At 71.1% G+C, this 20,800-nt stretch carries 19 protein-coding genes; 14 read left to right on the top strand and 5 right to left on the bottom strand.

Annotated features, from left to right (window positions below; genetic code table 11):
• Positions 1 to 39: 39 nt before the first annotated feature.
• The 9 genes from KVT44_RS06930 to KVT44_RS06890 all read left to right on the top strand — a co-directional run bounded on the left by KVT44_RS06930 (position 40) and on the right by KVT44_RS06890 (position 8,538).
• Positions 40 to 411, top strand: coding sequence for an FKBP-type peptidyl-prolyl cis-trans isomerase (locus KVT44_RS06930; RefSeq protein WP_099923563.1), 372 nt, complete (start codon positions 40 to 42; stop codon positions 409 to 411).
• A 197-nt stretch (positions 412 to 608) separates the two neighbouring features.
• Positions 609 to 1,562, top strand: a complete 954-nt coding sequence (locus tag KVT44_RS06925) for a YafY family protein (protein ID WP_099923564.1) — start codon at positions 609 to 611, stop codon at positions 1,560 to 1,562.
• 17 nt (positions 1,563 to 1,579) lie between these two features.
• Positions 1,580 to 2,596, top strand: a complete 1,017-nt coding sequence (locus KVT44_RS06920) for a YafY family protein (protein ID WP_217566404.1) — start codon at positions 1,580 to 1,582, stop codon at positions 2,594 to 2,596.
• 113 nt (positions 2,597 to 2,709) lie between these two features.
• Positions 2,710 to 2,970 carry a hypothetical protein gene (locus KVT44_RS06915; RefSeq protein ID WP_168517106.1) on the top strand — a complete coding sequence of 87 codons (261 nt, stop codon included), beginning with the start codon at positions 2,710 to 2,712 and terminating at the stop codon, positions 2,968 to 2,970.
• A gap of 10 nt (positions 2,971 to 2,980) precedes the next feature.
• The gene (locus tag KVT44_RS06910) at positions 2,981 to 3,175 is read left to right on the top strand and encodes a hypothetical protein (protein ID WP_101406110.1); all 195 of its coding nucleotides are present in this window, start codon (positions 2,981 to 2,983) and stop codon (positions 3,173 to 3,175) included.
• Between the two features lie 259 nt (positions 3,176 to 3,434).
• On the top strand, positions 3,435 to 3,719 hold the full coding sequence (gene tatA / locus KVT44_RS06905; RefSeq protein WP_054231175.1) for a Sec-independent protein translocase subunit TatA: 285 nt from the start codon (positions 3,435 to 3,437) through the stop codon (positions 3,717 to 3,719).
• A gap of 47 nt (positions 3,720 to 3,766) precedes the next feature.
• The gene (gene tatC / locus KVT44_RS06900; protein ID WP_217566403.1) at positions 3,767 to 4,714 is read left to right on the top strand and encodes a twin-arginine translocase subunit TatC; all 948 of its coding nucleotides are present in this window, start codon (positions 3,767 to 3,769) and stop codon (positions 4,712 to 4,714) included.
• Between the two features lie 31 nt (positions 4,715 to 4,745).
• Positions 4,746 to 5,636 carry a diacylglycerol kinase gene (locus KVT44_RS06895; protein ID WP_217566402.1) on the top strand — a complete coding sequence of 297 codons (891 nt, stop codon included), beginning with the start codon at positions 4,746 to 4,748 and terminating at the stop codon, positions 5,634 to 5,636.
• Positions 5,637 to 5,676: 40 nt separating this feature from the next.
• Positions 5,677 to 8,538, top strand: coding sequence for an RNA helicase (locus KVT44_RS06890; protein ID WP_217566401.1), 2,862 nt, complete (start codon positions 5,677 to 5,679; stop codon positions 8,536 to 8,538).
• Between the two features lie 65 nt (positions 8,539 to 8,603).
• Here KVT44_RS06890 and KVT44_RS06885 read toward each other — a convergent pair whose 3' ends face one another.
• The 5 genes from KVT44_RS06885 to KVT44_RS06865 all read right to left on the bottom strand — a co-directional run bounded on the left by KVT44_RS06885 (position 8,604) and on the right by KVT44_RS06865 (position 16,438).
• Positions 8,604 to 9,530, bottom strand: a complete 927-nt coding sequence (locus KVT44_RS06885) for a hypothetical protein (protein ID WP_217566400.1) — start codon at positions 9,528 to 9,530, stop codon at positions 8,604 to 8,606.
• A gap of 171 nt (positions 9,531 to 9,701) precedes the next feature.
• On the bottom strand, positions 9,702 to 11,363 hold the full coding sequence (atzF, locus tag KVT44_RS06880) for an allophanate hydrolase (protein ID WP_217566399.1): 1,662 nt from the start codon (positions 11,361 to 11,363) through the stop codon (positions 9,702 to 9,704).
• A 136-nt stretch (positions 11,364 to 11,499) separates the two neighbouring features.
• Positions 11,500 to 15,015 carry a 5-oxoprolinase/urea amidolyase family protein gene (locus KVT44_RS06875; RefSeq protein ID WP_217566398.1) on the bottom strand — a complete coding sequence of 1,172 codons (3,516 nt, stop codon included), beginning with the start codon at positions 15,013 to 15,015 and terminating at the stop codon, positions 11,500 to 11,502.
• Positions 15,012 to 15,617 carry an urea amidolyase associated protein UAAP2 gene (locus tag KVT44_RS06870; protein WP_097283982.1) on the bottom strand — a complete coding sequence of 202 codons (606 nt, stop codon included), beginning with the start codon at positions 15,615 to 15,617 and terminating at the stop codon, positions 15,012 to 15,014. The genes KVT44_RS06875 and KVT44_RS06870 overlap by 4 nt, the downstream gene beginning before the upstream one ends.
• Positions 15,614 to 16,438, bottom strand: coding sequence for an urea amidolyase associated protein UAAP1 (locus KVT44_RS06865; RefSeq protein ID WP_095855594.1), 825 nt, complete (start codon positions 16,436 to 16,438; stop codon positions 15,614 to 15,616). Before KVT44_RS06865 ends, KVT44_RS06870 begins: the two co-directional genes overlap by 4 nt.
• A 373-nt stretch (positions 16,439 to 16,811) precedes the next feature.
• Here KVT44_RS06865 and KVT44_RS06860 point away from each other — a divergent pair, with 373 nt between their 5' ends.
• The 5 genes from KVT44_RS06860 to KVT44_RS06840 all read left to right on the top strand — a co-directional run bounded on the left by KVT44_RS06860 (position 16,812) and on the right by KVT44_RS06840 (position 20,775).
• Entirely contained in the window at positions 16,812 to 17,438 is a 627-nt protein-coding gene (locus tag KVT44_RS06860; RefSeq protein ID WP_217566397.1) for a TetR/AcrR family transcriptional regulator, read from the top strand.
• A 290-nt stretch (positions 17,439 to 17,728) separates the two neighbouring features.
• Complete coding sequence (locus KVT44_RS06855; RefSeq protein ID WP_217566396.1) at positions 17,729 to 19,336, top strand: ATP-binding protein; 1,608 nt, start codon at positions 17,729 to 17,731, stop codon at positions 19,334 to 19,336.
• Positions 19,333 to 19,740 carry a roadblock/LC7 domain-containing protein gene (locus KVT44_RS06850; RefSeq protein WP_054231184.1) on the top strand — a complete coding sequence of 136 codons (408 nt, stop codon included), beginning with the start codon at positions 19,333 to 19,335 and terminating at the stop codon, positions 19,738 to 19,740. Before KVT44_RS06855 ends, KVT44_RS06850 begins: the two co-directional genes overlap by 4 nt.
• Positions 19,737 to 20,174 carry a DUF742 domain-containing protein gene (locus KVT44_RS06845; RefSeq protein WP_099923574.1) on the top strand — a complete coding sequence of 146 codons (438 nt, stop codon included), beginning with the start codon at positions 19,737 to 19,739 and terminating at the stop codon, positions 20,172 to 20,174. The genes KVT44_RS06850 and KVT44_RS06845 overlap by 4 nt, the downstream gene beginning before the upstream one ends.
• On the top strand, positions 20,155 to 20,775 hold the full coding sequence (locus tag KVT44_RS06840) for an ATP/GTP-binding protein (RefSeq protein WP_054231186.1): 621 nt from the start codon (positions 20,155 to 20,157) through the stop codon (positions 20,773 to 20,775). Before KVT44_RS06845 ends, KVT44_RS06840 begins: the two co-directional genes overlap by 20 nt.
• The last annotated feature ends 25 nt before the right edge of the window (positions 20,776 to 20,800 follow it).

Raw genomic sequence — 20,800 nt, 5'->3', positions numbered from 1 at the left:
GCTTTAAGGCCTTTACGCGAACAAGCAGGAGCTAGAGACGTGAGCATCGAGAAGCCCGAGATCGACTTCCCGGGCGGCGAGCCCCCGGCGGACCTCGAGATCAAGGACCTCTGGGAGGGAGACGGCCCGGTCGCCAAGGCCGGCGACTTCGTCAAGGTCCACTACGTGGGCGTGGCCTTCTCCACCGGCGAGGAGTTCGACGCCTCCTGGAACCGCGGCACCCCGCTGGAGTTCCAGCTCGGTGTCGGTCAGGTCATCAGCGGCTGGGACCAGGGTGTGCAGGGCATGAAGGTCGGCGGCCGTCGCCAGCTGGTCATCCCGGCGCACCTCGCGTACGGCGACCGTGGCGCGGGCGGCCGAATCGGCCCCGGCGAGACGCTGATCTTCGTCTGCGACCTGGTCGCGGTCTGATCCACGGCCGGATCGGGTCTTGATCCGATCAGCATGGAGGTCGGGTTCCCGCCCGATCTTCGTACGCCCTGTGATCGGGATTCGTCCGAAGCCGATCACCTGGGGCCCATGCCTGTCCGGGCATGGGCCCTCGGCTTTTGCCGGGGCACTCCGGAGCGGTACGGTCATCGGTCGGAAGCACCAGAGGAAGGGCGTCGATGGCCATTGCCAAGGCCGAGCGGCTGATGAACCTCGCGCTGTGTCTGCTCGGGACGCGGCGGCCGCTCAGCAAGCGCGAACTCCGCGAGTCCATCGAGGCCTATCTGGAAGCCGGGTCGGACGACTCCTTCAACCGGATGTTCGAGCGCGACAAGGACGATCTGCGCGAGCTGGGCCTGGTCATCGAGACGGTGGAGAACCTCGACGGCGAGGTCGGCTATCTCGCCCGCCGCGACAGCAACCGCCTGCCGCCCATCACCCTCGACGCCGAGGAGGCCGCCGCCCTCGGCCTCGCCGCCAAGGTCTGGCAGCAGGCCCGGCTGGCCGGCGCGGCCAGCGGTGCGTTGCAGAAGCTGCGCGCCGCCGGGCTGCCCGAGGACTTCGACCCTTACGAGGCGCATGGCGCCCTCGAACCGCACATCCCCGTGCACGAGGCGGCCTTCGAGCCGCTGATGCTGGCCTGCCGCGACCGCCGCCCGGTCGTCTTCGACTACCGCAAGGCCACCGCCGCCCACCCCGAGACCCGGCAGGTCGAGCCGTGGGCGCTGGAGTGCTGGCGCGGCCACTGGTACCTGGCGGGCTGGGACCGCGACCGCGGCGCCGAGCGTGTCTTCAGGCTCTCGCGGATCACCGGCAGGGTCCGCTCCCGCGCTGGGAGGTACACCGCCGAGGTGCCCGATGTCGTCACCGTGCGGGAGACCGTGGCGAGCTGGGCGGGCGAGATCGCCGACCGCTCCGCGCGGATCCGGCTGCGCACCGGCTCCGGCTACCCGCTGCGGGCCAAAGCGGTCTCCGTACGGGAACTCGGCGACGGCTGGGACGAGTTGGAGATTCCGTACGGGCACGGTCTGGACGCCTGGCTCGTCGAGTTCGGGCCCGACGTGGTGGTCCTGGAGCCCGCCGAGCTGCGGGCCGATGTAGTGGACCGGCTGCGCGCCGTGGCCAAGGGCTGAGGGGGAACGTAGAGAACGTGGCAGGAAAACCGGCCAGGCCCACGAACGCGATCGACCAGACCCGGCGGATGCTGTCCCTGGTGACCTATCTGCGCGAGCGCCCCGGCGCGCACGTCAGTGATGTCGCCCGGGCCTTCGGGATCACCGAGGACGAGCTGATCTCCGACCTCGACGTGCTGCCGCTGTGCGGGACCAGCTTCCGCGGCGGTGACCTCCTCGACATCGACACCGACGGCGACCGTATCTGGTGGCACAACCCCGACCTCGTCGCCGAACCCCTCCGTATCGCCGCGGACGAGGCGACCGCGCTGCTGGTGGCCGCCCGCGCGGTCTCCACGCTGCCCGGGCTGCGTGAGGGCGACCGGCAGGCGCTGCTGCGCGCCACCGCCAAGGTGGAGGCCGCCTCGGGCGAGGCGGCGGGCGCCAGTTCCCGCCTCTCGGTGACCTTCGAGTCCGAGGGCGGCGTCTTCGCGGACGTCGACCGGGCGATCTCCGAGCGGCGCCGGCTGTGGATCCGCTACTACTCGCCCTCGCGCGACGAGCTCACCGAGCGCGAGATCGACCCGATCCGCCTGGTCAGCGTCGGGCACACGTACGTGGAGGCCTGGTGCCGCCGCTCCGAGGCGCGCCGCACCTTCCGGCTCGACCGGGTCGCCGAGATCCGCATCCTCGACGAGCCGTCCGCGCCGCCCGAGGTCGAGCTGCGGGACCTCTCCGAGGGGCTGGTGCAGCCCGCGGCCGAGGACCCCGAGGTGGTCGTCGAGGTCGGGCCGGGCGGGCGCTGGGTCGCGGAGTACTACCCGCACGACAGTGCGGATGAGCTGCCGGACGGCGGGCTGCGTATCACCTTGCGGACCCCCGACCCCACGTCGCTGCGACGGCTGGCGCTGCGCCTGGGCCGGGACGGCCGGATCGTGTCGCCCCCGGAGCTTGCGGACAGCGCCCGCGAAGCGGCTCGGGAGGCACTCGCGGCCTACGACGGGCTCGAGGGCGATGAGGACGGACCGTACGACAGGCAGGAGCAGGGGCTTTGACCACGTCGGCGATGTCGGGCGCGTCGGGGAGGGCCGGTACCTCGCAGAGGGCCGGCGGGCCGGTGAAGGCGGGCGGCGCGGAGCGGGCCGGCGCGTCCGTGGGCGCGGCGGAGATGACGGCCGTCACCGCGTTCGCCGGTATGCGCAGAGTCGCCGACGTGCTGTTCAAGGCCGGCTGCCCCGACTGCCGGGCCGCTCTGGAGCTCAGGGCGAACGCCCTGATGCTGGCCATCGGCGCCACCAGCCGCACCACGTTCTACTCCTTCACCTGCACCGAGTGCGGCTCGGCCGTCCGCAAGCCCGCGGGCGAGCGCATCGTCGAACTCCTCACCGGCGGCGGGGTGCGCACACTCCGTCTGCACTCCACGTCTTAGGCTCGGCCTCATGTTCTGGCCGATGTTCGCGATTGTCGTGGGTTTTCTTGGAATCGCCGTTCTCGGCGTGCTCGCTGTCCGTGTCTTCGTGGAAGCGGAACGTCTGGGACGGCAGGTGACGGACTCCGCGCGCCGGATCAACCAGGCGGCCGACGACCTGGAGCGGGCGGCCGTCGGGGTCGCGCGTTCTGTGGATGCCGTATGACCTTCCAGGGATCCCGGTATGAGTCCGTCCAGGTATACGCAATGAGCCGTTTGAGCCTGTCAACTTGCCGGTGAGGGCGGGTACGCTTCTGATCGCGGTCCGGAGAACGAGGCGCCGGCCGCGAACTGGGAGTACGCACAGGGATTGCCCCGCGTTCACCCCTGAGCGTTACGATCGCTGTCATCACGACGTTCGGACACAAGTCCGACCGATCGGACAGCACCCCGACCCAGCCGCCTCGGTGAGAAGGTAAAGACTTATGTTCGGAAGGCTCGGCGCTCCCGAGATCATTCTCATCCTCGTCGTCATCATCCTGCTGTTCGGCGCGAAGAAGCTTCCGGACATGGCGCGCTCCCTCGGTAAGTCCGCGCGCATCCTGAAGAGCGAGGCCAAGGCGATGAAGGACGAGGGCAGCACCCCCGCCCCGGCCGGTCCGCCCAGCACCGACGAGCAGACCCCGGCTCAGCGCACGATCCAGGCCGCGCCCGGCGATGTGACCAGCTCCCGCCCGGTCACCGAGCCGACGGACACGACCAAGCGCTGACGCAGGGCCGGACGCCTCCGGCCCGCCGCACGAGATGAGGACGTGGGTTGCTCAACTCTGCCCGCCAGGAGAAGGACCCCGAGGGGCGGATGCCCCTAGCGGATCACCTTCGTGAGCTCCGCAACCGGCTCGCGAAGGCGATGCTGGCCATCATCGTCGTCACGATCGTGGCCGCCTTCTTCTACAACGACATCATCAACTTCCTCACCAAGCCGATCCTCGACTCGGTCGGCTGCGGGAAGACCTTCGAAGAGCTGACGAAGTCGACCGACCATACCCAGCCCTGCGCGCGGATCACGATCAACGGCCTGCTCGCCCCCTTCACGCTGGCCCTGCAGGTCTCGCTGATGGCCGGCGTCGTGTTCGCCTCACCGGTCTGGCTCTACCAGCTGTGGGCGTTCGTCGCGCCGGGTCTGCACAAGCACGAGAGGAAGTACGCCTACGCCTTCGTCGGCACGGGCGTGCCGCTCTTCTTCGTCGGTGCCTTCTTCGCCTACAACGTGCTGCCCACCACGGCGAAGGTGCTCATCGGCTTCACGCCGCACGGGGTCGACAACCTGCTGCCGCTCGACCAGCTGCTCCAGCTCGTCACGCGCATGGTGGTCGTCTTCGGTCTCTCCTTCGAGCTGCCCCTGCTGCTGATCATGCTCAACCTCACCGGGGTGCTCAGCGGCAAGCGCATGCTCGGCTGGTGGCGCGGCATGATCCTCGGCATCACGGTCTTCGCGGCCTTCGCCACACCCAGCACCGACCCGCCCACGATGCTGGCGCTCGCCGTGCCGATCTGGGTGCTGTACTTCGGCGCGGTCGCGTTCTCCCTGATGAACGACAAGCGCAAGCGCCGCCGCGAGGAGCAGGGCCCCGCCGACGACGAGGCCTCCGACCTGGACCTCACGCCCGAGAACATCGGCGAGGTCGAGAGCGTGTCGGCGCACCGCGCGCTGCCCGAGCAGTCGGGCACGGACCGGGTCAACGGTTATGACGACGTGACCTGACGAAGCCCGGAGATCTCGTAGGGTCAGGGCCGTGACCAGCGAGATCACCCTCTTTGTCAACCCCACCGCGGGACGCGGCCGGGGCGCCCACGCGGCGCAGCCGGCCGCTTTCGCATTGCGAGCGGCGGGATTCTCCGTCCGTACGGTCCTCGGGGAGAACGCCGAGGACGCCCTCACGCGCGCGCGGGAGGCCGTCGAGGGCGGCACCGGCGCCCTGATAGCCGTCGGGGGCGACGGCATGGCGAACCTCGCCCTCCAGGCCGTCGCCGGCACCCGCACCCCGCTCGGCCTGGTCGCCGCCGGCACCGGCAACGACTTCGCCCGCGCCCTCGGGCTTCCGGTGCGCGACCCGGCGGCCGCGGGACGGCTGATCGCCGAGTCCCTCAAGGGGGCGCGGCTGCGCGGCATCGACCTGGGCCGGGTGAACGGCACCTGGTTCGCCACCGTCCTCGCCTCCGGCTTCGACTCCCGGGTCAACGATCGCGGCAATCGCATGCGGTGGCCGGTCGGCCGCTTCAAGTACGACCTCGCCATGCTCGCCGAACTGGCCGCCCTCAGGCCCCTCCCGTACCGGATCACCCTGGACGACGGCGAGGTCCGGGAGATCCGGGCGACCCTCGTCGCGGTCGGCAACGGGTCGTCGTACGGCGGCGGAATGAGGATCTGCGCGGGCGCCGACCTGCAGGACGGGCTGTTCGACGTCACGGTCGTCGGGGAGTGCAGCCGTACGACCCTGCTCAAGGTGTTCCCCAGGGTCTACCGGGGCACCCACCTCGACCACCCCGTCGTCACCGCGCACCGGGCCGCCAAGGTCGAGCTCGTCGCAGAGGGTGTCACCGCGTACGCGGACGGGGAGCCGCTGGGGCCACTGCCGCTCACGGCGGAGTGCGTGCCCGCTGCGGTGCGCGTGGCCATTGCCTGAGCTGCGGGAATCCGGGGTTTGAGATAAACAGATCCGGATATTGATCGTCATGTTGTCAGTGGCTGCCGGTAGTCTCGAAAGCACGATGACAGAGGACCTCTCACCGGCCGAGCGGTACGCGGCAGCACGGAAGCGCGCTGTCGAGCAGGCCACCGCGCTCGCCTCCTTCCGCGAGATGTACGACTTCGGCCTCGACCCCTACCAGATCGAGGCCTGCCAGGCGCTCGAGACGGGCAAGGGTGTGCTCGTGGCCGCGCCCACGGGCTCGGGCAAGACGGTCGTCGGCGAGTTCGCCGTCCACCTCGCCCTCCAGCAGGGCAAGAAGTGCTTCTACACCACGCCGATCAAGGCGCTCTCGAACCAGAAGTACGCCGATCTGTGCCGCCGTTACGGCGCGGACAAGGTCGGCCTGCTCACCGGCGACAACAGCGTCAACTCCGAAGCCCCGGTGGTCGTCATGACCACCGAGGTGCTGCGCAACATGCTGTACGCGGGCTCCCAGACCCTTCTCGGCCTCGGCTATGTGGTCATGGACGAGGTGCACTACCTCTCCGACCGTTTCCGCGGCGCCGTCTGGGAGGAAGTGATCATCCATCTCCCGGATTCGGTGACCCTGGTGTCACTCTCGGCGACCGTGTCGAACGCTGAGGAGTTCGGCGACTGGCTGGACACCGTGCGCGGCCACACCGAGGTGATCGTCTCCGAGCACCGGCCCGTCCCGCTGTTCCAGCACGTGCTGGCCGGTCGCCGGATGTACGACCTCTTCGAGGAGGGCGAGGGCAACAAGAAGGCGGTCAACCCCGACCTCACCCGCCTGGCCCGGATGGAGGCCAGCCGTCCGTCGTTCCAGGACCGCAGACGTGGCCGCGCCATGCGCGAGGCCGACCGCGAGCGCGAGCGCCGGCAGCGCTCGCGGATCTGGACACCGGGCCGCCCCGAGGTCATCGAACGGCTCGACGCCGAGGGCCTGCTGCCCGCGATCACGTTCATCTTCAGCCGCGCCGCCTGCGAGGCCGCCGTCCAGCAGTGCCTGTACGCGGGCCTCAGGCTGAACGACGAGGAGGCGCGCGCGAAGGTCCGCGAGATCGTCGAGGAGCGCACGGAGTCGATCCCCTCCGAGGACCTGCACGTCCTGGGCTACTACGAGTGGCTGGAGGGCTTGGAGCGCGGCATCGCGGCCCACCACGCGGGCATGCTGCCCACGTTCAAGGAAGTCGTCGAGGAACTCTTCGTACGCGGCCTGGTGAAGGCCGTGTTCGCGACCGAGACCCTGGCACTGGGCATCAACATGCCTGCCCGCTCGGTGGTGTTGGAGAAGCTCGTCAAGTGGAACGGCGAGCAGCACGCCGACATCACACCCGGCGAGTACACCCAGCTCACCGGTCGCGCCGGGCGACGCGGCATCGATGTCGAGGGCCACGCCGTCGTGCTGTGGCAGCGCGGCTTCAGCCCCGACCACCTGGCGGGACTCGCGGGCACCCGCACCTACCCGCTGCGCTCCAGCTTCAAGCCGTCGTACAACATGGCCGTGAACCTGGTCGAGCAGTTCGGCCGGCACCGCTCGCGCGAGCTGCTGGAGACGTCCTTCGCGCAGTTCCAGGCCGACAAGTCGGTCGTCGGGATCTCCCGGCAGGTGCAGCGCAACGAGGAGGGTCTTGAGGGCTACAAGGAGTCCATGACCTGCCACCTCGGGGACTTCGACGAGTACGCGCGGCTTCGCCGCGAACTCAAGGACCGCGAGACGGAGCTCGCCAAGCAGGGCGCGGCGCAGCGGCGCGCAGAGGCGGCCGTGGCGCTGGAGAAGCTCAAGCCCGGCGACATCATCCATGTCCCGACCGGCAAGTTCGCGGGCCTGGCGCTGGTCCTCGACCCGGGGCTGCCCGCGGGCCGTTCCAACGGCCACCGCGGCTTCGAGCACCACGACGGACCGCGCCCGCTGGTCCTCACCGCCGAGCGCCAGGTGAAGCGGCTGGCCTCGATGGACTTCCCGGTGCCGGTCGAGGCGCTGGAGCGGATGCGCATCCCGAAGTCCTTCAACCCGCGCTCCCCGCAGTCCCGTCGCGACCTCGCCTCCGCGCTGCGCACCAAGGCCGGGCACATCGTTCCCGACCGGCTGCGCAAGCGCCGTTCCGAGGCCGCCGACGACCGTGAGATCGCCCGGCTGCGCACCGCGATCCGCGCGCACTCCTGCCACGGGTGCAACGACCGTGAGGACCACGCCCGGTGGGCCGAGCGTTACCACCGACTGCTGCGCGACACCAAGCAGTTGGAGAACCGCATCGAGGGCCGGACGAACACCATCGCCCGCACCTTCGACCGGATCGTCGCCCTCCTCACCGAGCTGGACTACCTGCGCGGCGACGAGGCCACGGAGCACGGCAGACGGCTCGCCCGGCTCTACGGCGAACTCGACCTGCTGGCCAGCGAATGCCTGCGCGCCGGGGTCTGGGAGGGTCTCGACCCGGCCGAACTCGCGGCCTGCGTCTCGGCGTTGGTGTACGAGTCGCGGGTCGGTGACGACGCGATGGCGCCGAAGCTGCCGTCCGGCAGGGCCAAGGCGGCGCTCGGTGAGATGGTCCGCATCTGGGGCCGTCTCGACGCGCTGGAGGAGGACTTCCGGATCACCCAGTCCGAGGGCGTCGGCCAGCGCGAGCCGGATCTCGGCTTCGCCTGGGCGGCCTACGAGTGGGCTTCCGGCAAGGGCCTCGACGAGGTGCTGCGCGAGGCGGAGATGCCGGCCGGTGACTTCGTCCGCTGGTGCAAGCAGGTCATCGACGTGCTGGGCCAGATCTCGGCCGCCGCGCCGGTGTCCGGCGGTGAGAGGTCGACGGTCGCGAAGAACGCCCGCAAGGCGGTCGACGGCCTGCTGCGCGGAGTGGTCGCCTACTCGTCGGTGGGATGAGCCGAGCCGGTGGCCCGGTCGCTCGTGGCGCGCCGCCTCCCTGCCGGGGGCGGCGCGCCTTCTTGTCAGCTCCAGCTTGGTGAGGCCTCGTGCGGCCCCTCATGCGGCACAGGGCGGCCGGTGTGGGCGTCCAGGAGGACACGGTCGCCGAGCGGGCGTGTCAGCTTCACCGTCGCCCTCGCGCGGATCATCTCACCGGTGCAGGGACCCTTCCGCGCTCCGAGGACGGACGCGGACAGCACCACACTGGCCCCGGTCTCCCGTACGTGCACGGCGGGTCCGGAGTCGCAGGACCCGTGGTCGGCCAGGACCGTGACGGACCGGCCGTCGCCGGCCACCTCGACGAGGCGGTCGAGCGGGACCAGCGTGCCGGCGGGGACATCCCGGCTCGGCCCGATCGGTGGCTCGGGGAGCTTCGAGGGGCCGACGGCAGCGCGCTTGAGCGGAGTGTCGTAGCCCTTCAGGGTGAACAGCCAGGCCGGAATGGTCGCCGGGCCCCGGCTGGTGGCCAGGGTCATCTCGCCCGGCTTCGCCCCGGTCACGGTCAGGTGCGGGCCGTCGTTCCCGCCGCGCGCCACCCTCTCGTACGCCTCGCGCGCCTCCATCAGCGGCAGGGTGAGGGAGGCTCCGCTCTTCCACCTCACCTCCCCGTCCTTGCGCGGGAGGGCCGGAAGTGCGCCGCGCAGCACGAAGTTCTGGGTGGTGAAGGCCCGCTGGTCGGCTTTGTCGCGCGGGCCGCCCTCGGGCAGCTGGACCGCGTCCGCCATCGGGTGGTAGCCCTGGCGCCACTGCCGAGCGGCCTCGGACCCGTCCCAGGCGTCGGCGACCTGTCGGGCGCGGCTCTCCGCCCGCGGCTCCTGACCGGTGCCGGGGGCCTCCACCCCGCTGCCGGCGGCCCTTTCGCTGCCGCACCCCGTGACGGCACCGGCTCCGGCGCTCAGGAGGGCGAGGGGGACGAGCAGACGGGCGATACGGGTGGTCGTGGACTGCATGGGTCCCCCGGGGGCCGGCGCTGACGAACGGAAGGCGAGTGGTGCGGCGCGAAGCTCGTGCCACGCCTGTGACGCCCCGGCCCCGGCGCACGTTCGGCCCGCGCCCGTTTTCGCGATGCTTTTTGCCGCATCGTGACTCGTCGCTTTTCCGGCCCGACCACGGTCGTGAGGTCAGGCGCGGGTCCGGAGGTAGCCGCGCCAGCCGCCGTACTCCGTGATGTCCTCGGCGCCTTCGAGCGCCGCGGGCTCGCACAGGAAGCCGGGCACGTGGGTGCCGTCGGCCAGTTCGACCCGGCCCAGTGCCATCGGTCGCGGCAGGTCGGCGAGCAGCCGGCCGAGGCCCGCCGCGGGCAGTCGCCACACCTCGGCCTCGATGCGGGCTCCGGCGCTCTCGCCGACGTGGACCAGGCCCGGCTTGGGCGGGGTGGTGGACAGTGCGTGCAGACGGTAGGCGGGTGCCGTCGTGGTCGTACGTTCCCACTCCGCGCCCAGGGACAGGAGCTGGGGGTTCAGCGGCTGGCCGGACAGGTGGGCGCCGACCACCGCGATCCGCAAGCCCGGCTGGAGCAGCGCGGCGATCCGGGCGAGGCGTTCGTCGGTGAACGCCGGGCCGATCAGCATCACGCCGAAGGGCAGAGCGGCGGGCGTGAGACCGGCCGGGACGGCGACCGCCGCCAGGTCGAAGAGGTTCGTGGAGTTGGTGAAGCGGCCCAGCCGGGCGTTGGCGCCGAGCGGGTCGGCGGCGACTTCCGCGAGCGTGGGGTGGCCGGGTGCGGTCGGCAGCAGCAGGGCGTCCGCGTCCCCGAGTTCGGCGAGGGCCCGGGTGCGCAGGGCCGCCAGCCGGTCCTGGTCGGCGAAGAGCTGGTGGGCCGGGATATCCCGGGCGCGGGTGATGATCCCGGCAACGGTCGGGTCGAGACCCTCACCCCCCTCGCTGATCAACTTGTCGACAAAGCTCCCCACCGCCGTATAGCGCTCGGCGACGAACGCGCCCTCGTAGAGCATCGCCGCCGCCTCGGTGAACGGGGTGAGGTCGAGCGTGCGCACCTCGGCCCCGGCCGCGACGAGCTGCTCCACGGCGGCCTCGTACGCCTGCGCCCAGCCCTCGTCGAGTTCGCCGAGTTGTGCCGTCGGGGGGACGGCGACGCGCCAGGGGCCGGGGGCCCGCTGGGGGAGTGCGGGGAGTTCGCGTCCGGAGGGGGACGCCAGGTACGCGAGGGCCTGCTCGGCCTCCGGGAGCGTACGGGCGAAGACGGTCACGCAGTCGAGCGAGGCGCAGGCCGGGACGACACCGGTGGCCGGGACCAGGCCGCGGGTGGGCTTGAGGCCGACGATGCCGTTGAAGGCGGCGGGGACGCGTCCGGAGCCGGCCGTGTCGGTGCCGAGGGCGAGGTCGACGATGCCGAGGGCCACGGCCACGGCCGATCCCGAGCTGGAACCGCCGCTGATCCTGGCCGGGTCCAGGGCGTTCCGTACGGCGCCGTGCGGGGAGCGGGTGCCGACCAGGCCGGTGGCGAACTGGTCGAGGTTCGTGGTGCCGAGGACGAGTGCGCCGGCTGAGCGGAGGCGGGCGACCGCGGGGGCGTCGCCCTCCGGGGTGTACGCGTAGGCCGGGCAGCCTGCGGTGGTCTGCAGGCCGGCCACGTCGATGTTGCCCTTCGCGGCGAGGAGCTTGCCGGCGAGGGGGAGGTGTTCGCCCGCGGCGAGGCGGGCGTCGATGGCCCGGGCTTCCTTCTCGACCTCCGCCTGGGGGCGGAGGTCGATCCAGATCTCGGGGCGGTCCACGGCTTCGATGTGGGCGTAGGCCATGCGGACTCGGGTCAGGGCGGACATGGGTTGCTCCTTGTTCTTCGGGCGCGGGCCGGTGGGTGGTCTGTGCCCACCCGTTCCGCCCATGGGGGTCCCCCCTGTTCGAGCGGAGCCGAGAACTTGGGGGAGGAACGCCTGCCCACAGACCACCGGCGTGTTTTCAGCTCACCGGCGCCAGGACCACCAGTGCCGTGCCCGCTTCCACCTGGGCGCCGGGCTTGGTGAGGACTTGTTGGACCACTCCGTCCATCGGGGCGGGCACCCTGGACTCCATCTTCATCGCCTCCAGCGCCAGCAGGGGCTGGCCGGTCGTCACCCGGTCGCCCGGCCTGACGTTCAGCTGCCACACGGAGGCCGCGAACTCGGCCTCGATCAGACGGCCACCCGGGGGGACGGTCACCTCGGCGGTGGGCGCCGCGGGCGCGGACACGGCGTCCGCGCGGTCGAACTCGCCCGCCGCCTCCCAGGCGTCCCGCTCGGCGGAGAACGCGGCGCCCTGCCTGGCCCGGAACTCCGCGATGGACGTGGAGTGGGTGGCGAGGAAGGCCTCGTACTCGGCGAGAGAGAAGACGCCCTCCTCGATCCGGGGTACGAAACGGCCCGAGATGATGTCGGCGCGCAGGTCGAGGAGTTCGTCGGGCTCGACGGCGTACCACTTGATGCGGTCGAAGAAGCGCAGCAGCCAGGGCGAGCCCGGCTCGAACGCGCCGCGCTGCTGCCACCCCGACCACACCTGGGTCGTACGGCCGACGAACTGGTAGCCGCCGGGGCCCTCCATGCCGTAGATGCAGAGGTAGGCGCCGCCGATGCCGACCGAGTTCTCGGCGGTCCAGGTGCGTGCCGGGTTGTACTTGGTGGTGACCAGGCGGTGGCGCGGGTCCAGCGGGGTGGCCACCGGTGCGCCGAGGTAGACGTCGCCCAGGCCCAGGACGAGGTACTCCGCGTCGAACACCGTGCGGTACACGTCGTCCACCGAGTCCAGGCCGTTCACGCGGCGGATGAACTCGATGTTCCACGGGCACCAGGGCGCGTCGTCGCGGACGCCCGCCATGTAGCGGGCGATCGCCTCGCGGGTCGCGGGGTCGTCCCAGGAGAGGGGGAGGTGCACCGTGCGGGAGGGGACGACCAGTTGGTCGCTCGGAGGGAGCGTGCGGACCGTCTCCCGCACCATGGCGAGGAGTTCGCGTTGCGGAAGCCTGCCGGGGTCCGTCTGGATCTGCAGGGAGCGGATGCCGGGGGTCAGGTCCGTGACGCCGTCGAGCGCGGCCTCGGCCACGGCTTCCATCAGCGCGTGGACCCGCATGCGCAGCGCCAGGTCCAGTTGCATGGGCCCGAATTCGACCAGCAGGTTGTCGTCTCCGCTGCGGCGGTACGTCACATCGCCGTCCCGCGCGAGCACCCCACCGTCGACGATCGCGGGCCGCTGCGAGCCGTCGTCGGCCAGCGGTGCGAAGCGCACGGTGTCACCGGGGCGGAACTGGCCGAGCTTCCAGCGTTCCGTGCTGACGACCGTCGCCGGGCAGACGAAGCCACCGAGCGAGGGGCCGTCCGGGCCGAGCAGCACCGGCATGTCGCCGGTGTAGTCGACGGCGCCCACCGAGTACGGCGTGTCGTGGATGTTGGACGGGTGCAGGCCCGCCTCGCCGCCGTCCGTGCGTGCCCAGCGGGGCTTCGGGCCGATCAGCCGTACGCCCGTGCGCGCCGAGTTGAAGTGGACTTTCCAGTCGGCGGCGTAGAAGTCGTGGATGTCGTCCTCGGTGAAGAACTCCGGTGCGGCGTGCGGGCCTTCGAGCGCGCCGACCCGCCAGGTGGAGGAGAACACGGGGCGGTCGCCGACCGGTACCGGCACCCCGTGATCCGTCGCCGAGCCGCCGTGCAGTACGTCGCCCGTACGCAGGGCGCGGCCTCCGTGCCCGCCGAATCGGCCCAGCGTGAACGTGGACGCGCTGCCGAGGAACGCCGGTACGTCCAGGCCCCCGCCCGCGAAGAGCACGTAGGTGCGCAGGCCGTGTTGGGTGGGGGAGCCGACCTCCAGCAGGGCCCCCGCCGGTACCGTCACCGGTTCCCACTGCGCGATCGCCGCGCCGTCCACGGTGACCCGCGCCGGTGCGCCCGTGACGCACACCGTCGTGGCATGGGTGAAACGCAGGGTCGGCCCCTGGAGGGTGCACTCCAGACCGGGTGTCCCCTCGGGGTTGCCGAGGACGCGGTTGCCGAGCCGGAAGGAGAGGTCGTCCATCGGACCGCACGGTGGCACGCCCACCTGCCAGTAGCCGGTGCGGCCCGGCCAGTCCTGGACCGTGGTGAGGGTCCCGCCGGAGACGACCTCGACGCGCTGCGTGGGATCGCCGACTTCGGCCAGCGTCGCCGTCGAGTGCGTCGCCCGCCGGAAGGACGGTTCGGCGAGCGCGGCCCGCACCAGCCCCAGGTTCGTCTCGATACCGTCCACCCGGGTCCTGGCCAGCGCCTCGTCGAGGCGTTCCAGCGCGTGCGCCCGGTCCGGGCCGTACGCGATGACCTTGGCGAGCATCGGGTCGTAGGACGTGGTCACCTCGGTGCCCGTCTCCACCCAGCCGTCCACGCGGACGCCGCCGGGGAACTCGACCCGCGTCAGCAGGCCCGCGCTCGGCCGGTGGTCGCGCGAGGGGTCCTCGGCGTACACCCGGGCCTCGACGGCGTGACCGCGCGGCGCCCCCGGATCGCGTACGACCTCCGACTCCCCGCGCGCGAGCCGCAGCATCCAGGCGACGAGGTCGACGCCGTAGATCTCCTCGGTGACCGGATGCTCCACCTGGAGGCGGGTGTTGACCTCCAGGAAGTAGGCCTCCTCGCGGGCGGCGTCGTAGACGAACTCGACGGTTCCGGCCGAGCGGTATCCGACAGCGGCACACAAGTCTCGTGCGGCAGCCGCGAGTTGGGTGCGGACGGAGGACGGCAGGCCCGGTGCCGGGGCCTCCTCCAGCACCTTCTGGTTGCGGCGCTGGAGCGAGCAGTCGCGGTCGCCGAAGGTGACGACCCGGCCCCGGCCGTCGCCGAAGACCTGTACCTCGACATGGCGGGCGTGCTCCACCAGCCGCTCCAGGAAGACCCCGGCGGAGGAGAAGGAGGCGGCGGCGACGCGCTGTACCCGATCCCACGCCCCGGTCAGTTCATCGGCGGAGCGACATGCCGACATACCGATGCCGCCGCCACCGCCGGTGGCCTTCAGCATGACGGGATAGCCGATGCGGGCGGCCGCCTCCAGCGCCTCGGTGAGACCGGGGAGAAGTCCCGTGCCCGGCGCCAACGGCACCCCGGCCGCCTCCGCCGCCGCCCGCGCCGTGTGCTTCGCCCCGAACAGCTCCAGCTGCTCCGGCGTCGGACCCACGAACACGATCCCGGCGTCCTCGCAGCGCCGCGCGAAGGCCGCGTCCTCGGACAGGAAGCCGTACCCGGGGTGGATCGCCCCGGCCCCGGTGTCCTTGGCCGCCTTCAGGACGAGGTCGGCGTCGAGATACGACTCCTTCGCGGGCGCGGGCCCCAGCCGTACCGCCTCGTCGGCGAGCCGGACGTGGGGTGCGGAGCGGTCGGCGTCCGAGTACACGGCGACCGTGCGCAGGCCGAGTTCACGGGCGGTGCGGATGATCCGTACCGCGATCTCGCCGCGGTTGGCGACCAGCAGAGTGTCGAAGGTCATCCCGTCGCCCCGCTCGCCTCGATGGTCATCTCCACCGCGGTCGGCTCGAAGCCGTTGCAGGGGTTGTTGATCTGGGGGCAGTTGGAGACCAGCACGAGGACGTCGCACTCGGCGCGCAGGGTCAGCGTGAGCCCCGGGGCCGAGATGCCGTCGACGATGCCGAGGGTGCCGTCCTTCTCGACCGGCACGTTCATGTACCAGTTGATGTTCGAGACGAGATCGCGCTTGCCGAGGCCGTACTTGGCGCCCTCCGCGAGGAAGTTGTCCACGCAGGCGTGCTGGGACCAGGTGTGGTGGCCGTACCGCAGGGTGTTCGACTCCTTGGAGCAGGCGCCGCCGACCGTGTCGTGCCGGCCCACCTCGTCCGCGACCACGGTCATCAGCGGGGTGTGCTCGTTGGACATCAGCACGCTGCCGGTGGTGAGGAAGAGGTTGCCCTGCGCGTGGATCGTGTCGGGCGCGCTGTAGCGCACGGTCGTGTCGTGGGCGTCGTACACCAGGAAGTCGACGGCCTGGTTGCCGTGCAGGTCGGTGACGGTGAGCGTCTCTCCGGTGCGGACGACGGCGGACCAGGCGGCCCGGGCCGGAACCACGGTCTTCATGCGATCCCCCTCGCGGCAAGGAACTCGGCGGTGTTCAGGAAGGCGCGGCGGCCCTCGGGCGTGGCCTCCCACAGCGGGTCGCCGGGCGCGGTCGCGGCCGCGCGCCAGGCGAGGACCTCCAGGGGAGTGCTGACGTACTCCGTACGGGGGTCGGCGGGGTGCGGCACGTTCGCGATCAGCACGGTCACGTCCTGTTCGGCGCGCAGCGTCACGCTGCCGCCGGGGCCCGCGGAACCGGTGAAGTCCAGCGAGCCGTCGTCACGGACCTCCACGCCCTGGAAGAAGGAGAGCGAGGGTGGCAGGTCGCGGGGTTCGAGGCCGTTCTTGGCGGCGGCCAGCTTGAACAGTTCGCGGCCGGCGGGGGAGGCGGACTGCGGAGTTCCGTCGCCGTAGCGCTGGGTGTTGCGTACGAGGGTGGAGGTGCCGCAGAGCGTGTCGTGGCGGCCGGAGGTGTCGGCGACCAGGGAGGCGAGGACGCGGCCCTGGTCGGAGAGGAGCAGCTGCCCCTCGCCGAGGTAGGCGTTCCACTGGACCTTGACCGTGTCCGCCACGTTCAGGCGTTCCCAGGGGCGGTCGGCGGCGTACAGGAGCAGGTGCGCGCAGGCGTCGCCCCTGAGGTCGGTGAGCCTGAGTTCCGTGCCGCGGGCCAGCACCTTGTGCGTGTAGTTGCCGGCCGCCACCGTCTCCGCCCACACCAGGTGGCCCGCCTCGCAGGGCGGCGCGGGCCAGGCGCTCGCCGGGACGACGGGCATGGCCTCCGTGCGGGAGCCCTCTTGCGCCCGGGCGTGGGCACGGGCTCCGTAAGTGGTCGCTGTCGCCATCGCGAGTCCTCCGGCTCCTGGGTGGTTTCTGTCGCTCGACAGAAATTAGGGGCGGGGAGGGTCGGGGCCGTGTCCCGAGTGTTGCCGGACGGTTACCGACCCCTCACCGGACGCTCCGCGGGTTTGGCGGTACGGGGCGCTCCGCGGGTTCGAGGATGCGGGTTGTGTGGGGCTGGGCGCGCAGTTCCCCGCGCCCCTGGTGGGTGGGGGCGTTGTGGGTTTGGAGGTGCGGGTTGTGTGGGGCTGGGCGCGCAGTTCCCCGCGCCCCTGGTGGGTGGGGTGTGCTGTGGGTTTGGAGCTGAGGGTTGTGTGTGGCGGGGCGTGCGGTTGCTCGCGCCTCTTGGGGGTGGTCCCGTGTGCGAGGATCGAACGCATGGGAAGTGGTGGTGGGCGACGGGTCGGGCGGCCCCGGGCTGCGCAGCGGCCGGACAGTGGGCTGTCGCCGCGGGACGAACTGCTCGACGCCGCCGCCGAGTTGTTCACGACGCGCGGGTACGCCGCGACGACCACCCGTGCCGTCGCCGAGCGGGCCGGGATGCGCCAGGCTTCGATGTACCACTACGTCTCCGGCAAGGAGGAGCTGCTCGCCGAGCTCCTGGAGTCGACCGTCACACCCTCGCTCGCCTTCGCCCGGGAGCTCCTCGCCGACGACGCGACCCCGCCCGAGAACCGGCTGTGGGAGCTGTGCCGCACCGACGTGGAGCTGCTCTGCGAAGGCCCGCACAACCTGGGCGGTCTTTATCTGCTGCCCGAGGTGCGCGCCGAACGCTTCGCCGGCTTCCATGCCGTACGGGCCGAGTTGAAGGACACCTACCGGCAGTTGCTGGCCGCGACCACGGCGGGTGGCGCGCTCGTCAAGAGTGAACTCGACCTGCGGACGGATCTGCTGTTCGGTCTCATCGAAGGGGTGATCCTCGTGCACCGGTCCGATCCCGAGCGGCCCGTGTCCGCCTTCGCCGAGGCAACCGCCGACGCGGCGCTGCGGATCGCCGGAATCTGACGTGCCGCCCTGTGGAGGTGCGGTTCTCGCATGCCCGTACACCACTACTCACCGTGTGCGAACGAAGCCTGAGCGTGTAAATGGCCGAGAGTACTCCTGTCGCGCGGGCGATTTCAGGCGGTTGCTGAATATGACACGGCGATGATCCGGTCGGACTAAGCTCGCCCGCAGCGCACCGAGTTGAGATGTAATCGTGCGCTTGTTCCCAAAAGTTCCGAAGATCCGGTTTGACCACGCAGTTTCCCCACGAACTCCCCCCTACCCCAGCCGATTTGTCTCAGAGGGCATACATGGTGAGTGTTCAATCGCCTCCCGGTGGCCGTGAACTTCCCTACGCGCGCGTGCTGTTGCCGCCGGCCATACTGATGGCCGCGGTGACCGGGGCCGCCGTCGCCTTGGTGACGGGCCCGGCCCGGGCCGCCGTCGGCTGGTGTGGCGGCATCGCGACCCTGCTGGTGATCGCGGTCGCCGCCGAAGCCGTACGCCGTGGCCGCGTCATCCGTGCCGTGCGCGCCGAACTGGCCCGCCGTACCGCGTTCCTGGAACAGCGCGTCGCCGCCCACGACCAGGACATCGAGCGCTTCCACCACGAAGTCCTGCCCGCCGCGATCCGGCGCATGAACCGCGGCATGAACCCCGACTCCGTGGCGCTCCGCTTCGGCGTCGACGACCCCAGCCTGCCGCAGATCTCCGAGGTGGAACGGGATCTGCTGGGGACCATCCTGCAGTTGCTGGACACCGAGAAGCTGCTGCTCGACTCCTCGCACCGCTCCTTCGTCAACATCGCCCGCCGTGTGCAGGCGATCGTCCACCAGCAGAACAAGGAACTCCGCGAGATGGAGGAGGACCACGGGCGCAACCCCGAGGTCTTCGACGACCTGCTGCGCATCGACCACGGCACCGCGCTGATCGGCCGCCTCGCCGACTCCATCGCGGTGCTCGGCGGCGGCCGCCCGGGCCGCAACTGGCCCAAGCCCGTGCCGTTGTTCAGCGTGATGCGCGGCGCGATGTCCCGGATCCTCGAGTACCGGCGCATCGAGCTGCACTCGATCGCCGACGTCAACGTCAACGGCATCCACGTCGAACCGGTCATCCACGCGGTCGCCGAACTCCTCGACAACGCGACGCGCTATTCGCCGCCGAACAGCAAGGTGCACCTGACCGCCCTCAAGGTGCAGACCGGTGTCGCCATCGAGATCGAGGACTCCGGCGTCAGCTTCAGCGACGAGGCCCGCGGCAAGATGGAGGAACTGCTCCGGCAGGCCGCGGCCGGCACCGACCTCCAGGTTCTCGGCGAGGCCCCCCGGCTCGGCATCTCCGTCGTCGGCCGGCTCTCGAAGATGTACGACATGGCGATCGCGCTCCGGCAGTCCGCGTACGGCGGTGTCCGCGCGGTCGTCGTGGTGCCGAGCAACATGCTCACCAAGGACCCCGCGGCCTCCCTCGCCCACGGCATCGGCGCGAACTCCACCGCGACCATGGACACCGACGGGGTCGAGGGGCCCAACCGCAAGCCGAAGAAGCGTCGCCCGACCACCGGACCCCGCCTCCCCGAGCAGGACGACGGGTCCAGGGACGACGACGCCCCCCTGGTCACCGAGTGGACGCCCAACGGCCTGCCGCAGCGGCGCAGCCGGGTCAAGATCCCGCTCAGGGAGCGGTACGCCGAGGCCGCCCGGCTCGCCGCAGAGGAAGCGGCGGCCGCCGCCGCGGCGCCCTCCTGGGGCACTGTGCCCGCCGCCCCGAAGAAGCAGGAGAAGGAGAAGGAAGAGGAGAAGCCACCGGGGCACTGGGTCGAGGCGTTCTGGGAGGGCCTCAAGCGTGACCCGGACCCCGACGCGTTCACCAGGAAGAACCAGGCGGCCTCGGAGGCCGACGACGAGGGGGACCTCAAGTGATCCATCAGCGGGACAACTTCGACTGGATGCTCAGGGATCTCGCTGACGGAGTACCGGGCATCCAGCAGATCGTGGTGCTCTCCGCCGACGGACTGCGCATCGCACGCTACGGCGGCAACCCGGACGCCGCCGACCGCGTCGCCGCGGCCTGCGCGGGCCTGCAGAGCCTGGCCGCGGCGGTCGCGAGCGAGGTTCCCAGCAGCGACGGCACGATGAAGATGGTCCTCATCGAGATCGACGGAGGCTACTTCTACCTGATGTCCGCCGGGGCCAACGCCTATCTCGCGGTCCTCGCCAACCAGATCGCGGAGCCCGGCCTCATGAGCAACCGCATGAGCGACCTCGTCGCCCGGATCGGCGCCCATCTGACCAGTCCGCCGAGGCGCAACGGGCAGACCGTATGACTCCTCCGCAACGCCGACGGCGATACCCCAAGGAAGAGTTCACCGACCCTCCCCGGGAGCGGCCTCCCCAAGAGGGTGAGGAAGACGGTGAGGAAGAGGACCCCAAGAATCCCGGGCGCCTGTATCTGCTCACCGGTGGGGGCGAGGCGGGCGAGCGGGCCGACCTGGACCTGGTCACCTTGATCGTGGCGCGCGCCGACGCGCCGACACCCACCACCCAGCCGGAGCAGTCGGCGCTGCTCCGGCTCTGCCAGGCCCCTCTGTCCGTGGCCGAGCTCTCGGCCTATCTCAATCTGCCGTTCAGCGTGGTGACCGTCCTGCTCACCGAGCTGCTGGCGGCCGAACTGGTACAGGCACGCGCCCCGATCGTTCGCTCGGCGCTCCCCGACCGTTCCCTCCTCGAAGCGGTGATGCATGGACTTCAAAAGCTCTGAGACGATCACCGGCCCGCGCGCCGAGGACCATCTGCCGCACACGGCGCAAGCCGCCGTGAAGATCGTGATCGTGGGCGGGTTCGGAGTCGGCAAGACGACCATGGTGGGTGCCGTCAGCGAGATCAAACCGCTGACCACCGAGGAGACCATGACGCAGGCCGGCATCGGCATCGACGACAACTACGGCTCGGAGACCAAGACCGCGACCACCGTCGCCATGGACTTCGGCCGCATCAGCATCACGGAACGGCTGGTGCTCTACCTCTTCGGCACCCCCGGCCAGGAGCGCTTCTGGTTCCTGTGGAACGGCCTGTTCGAAGGCGCGCTCGGCGCGGTCGTACTGATCGACACCCGTCGGCTGGAAGTCAGCTTCGACGTGATCGGCCGTCTGGAGGAGCGCGGTGTGCCCTTCGTCGTCGCCATGAACACCTTCCCGGACGCGCCCAGCTATCCGATCGAGGACCTGCGCGCCGCGCTCGACCTGTCCGAGGACATCCCGATCGTGCAGTGCGACGCGCGCCGCCGGGCCTCCAGCCGGGACGTCCTGATGACGCTGATGCACTTCCTGTACTCGCTCACGATGAGCCAGGCACACACCTGATGCCCGCGGCGGCCGCCACTCCCGT

The organism is Streptomyces sp. GbtcB7 (assembly GCF_019091445.1).
GTDB lineage: Bacteria > Actinomycetota > Actinomycetes > Streptomycetales > Streptomycetaceae > Streptomyces > Streptomyces mirabilis.
The sequence above is the reverse complement of the archived record's forward strand: the minus strand, read 5'-3'. Positions and strand labels throughout refer to the sequence as shown.

Excerpts from the sequence above, each read along its gene's own strand:
- KVT44_RS06925 (WP_099923564.1), top strand. The coding sequence starts at position 609 with ATGGCCATTGCCAAGGCCGAGCGGCTGATGAACCTCGCGCTGTGTCTG.
- KVT44_RS06915 (WP_168517106.1), top strand. The coding sequence starts at position 2,710 with ATGACGGCCGTCACCGCGTTCGCCGGTATGCGCAGAGTCGCCGACGTG.
- KVT44_RS06910 (WP_101406110.1), top strand. The coding sequence starts at position 2,981 with ATGTTCTGGCCGATGTTCGCGATTGTCGTGGGTTTTCTTGGAATCGCC.
- tatA (WP_054231175.1), top strand. The coding sequence starts at position 3,435 with ATGTTCGGAAGGCTCGGCGCTCCCGAGATCATTCTCATCCTCGTCGTC.
- KVT44_RS06885 (WP_217566400.1), bottom strand. The coding sequence starts at position 9,530 with ATGCAGTCCACGACCACCCGTATCGCCCGTCTGCTCGTCCCCCTCGCC.
- atzF (WP_217566399.1), bottom strand. The coding sequence starts at position 11,363 with ATGTCCGCCCTGACCCGAGTCCGCATGGCCTACGCCCACATCGAAGCC.
- KVT44_RS06875 (WP_217566398.1), bottom strand. The coding sequence starts at position 15,015 with ATGACCTTCGACACTCTGCTGGTCGCCAACCGCGGCGAGATCGCGGTA.
- KVT44_RS06870 (WP_097283982.1), bottom strand. The coding sequence starts at position 15,617 with ATGAAGACCGTGGTTCCGGCCCGGGCCGCCTGGTCCGCCGTCGTCCGC.
- KVT44_RS06865 (WP_095855594.1), bottom strand. The coding sequence starts at position 16,438 with ATGGCGACAGCGACCACTTACGGAGCCCGTGCCCACGCCCGGGCGCAA.
- KVT44_RS06860 (WP_217566397.1), top strand. The coding sequence starts at position 16,812 with ATGGGAAGTGGTGGTGGGCGACGGGTCGGGCGGCCCCGGGCTGCGCAG.
- KVT44_RS06855 (WP_217566396.1), top strand. The coding sequence starts at position 17,729 with ATGGTGAGTGTTCAATCGCCTCCCGGTGGCCGTGAACTTCCCTACGCG.
- KVT44_RS06845 (WP_099923574.1), top strand. The coding sequence starts at position 19,737 with ATGACTCCTCCGCAACGCCGACGGCGATACCCCAAGGAAGAGTTCACC.
- KVT44_RS06840 (WP_054231186.1), top strand. The coding sequence starts at position 20,155 with ATGGACTTCAAAAGCTCTGAGACGATCACCGGCCCGCGCGCCGAGGAC.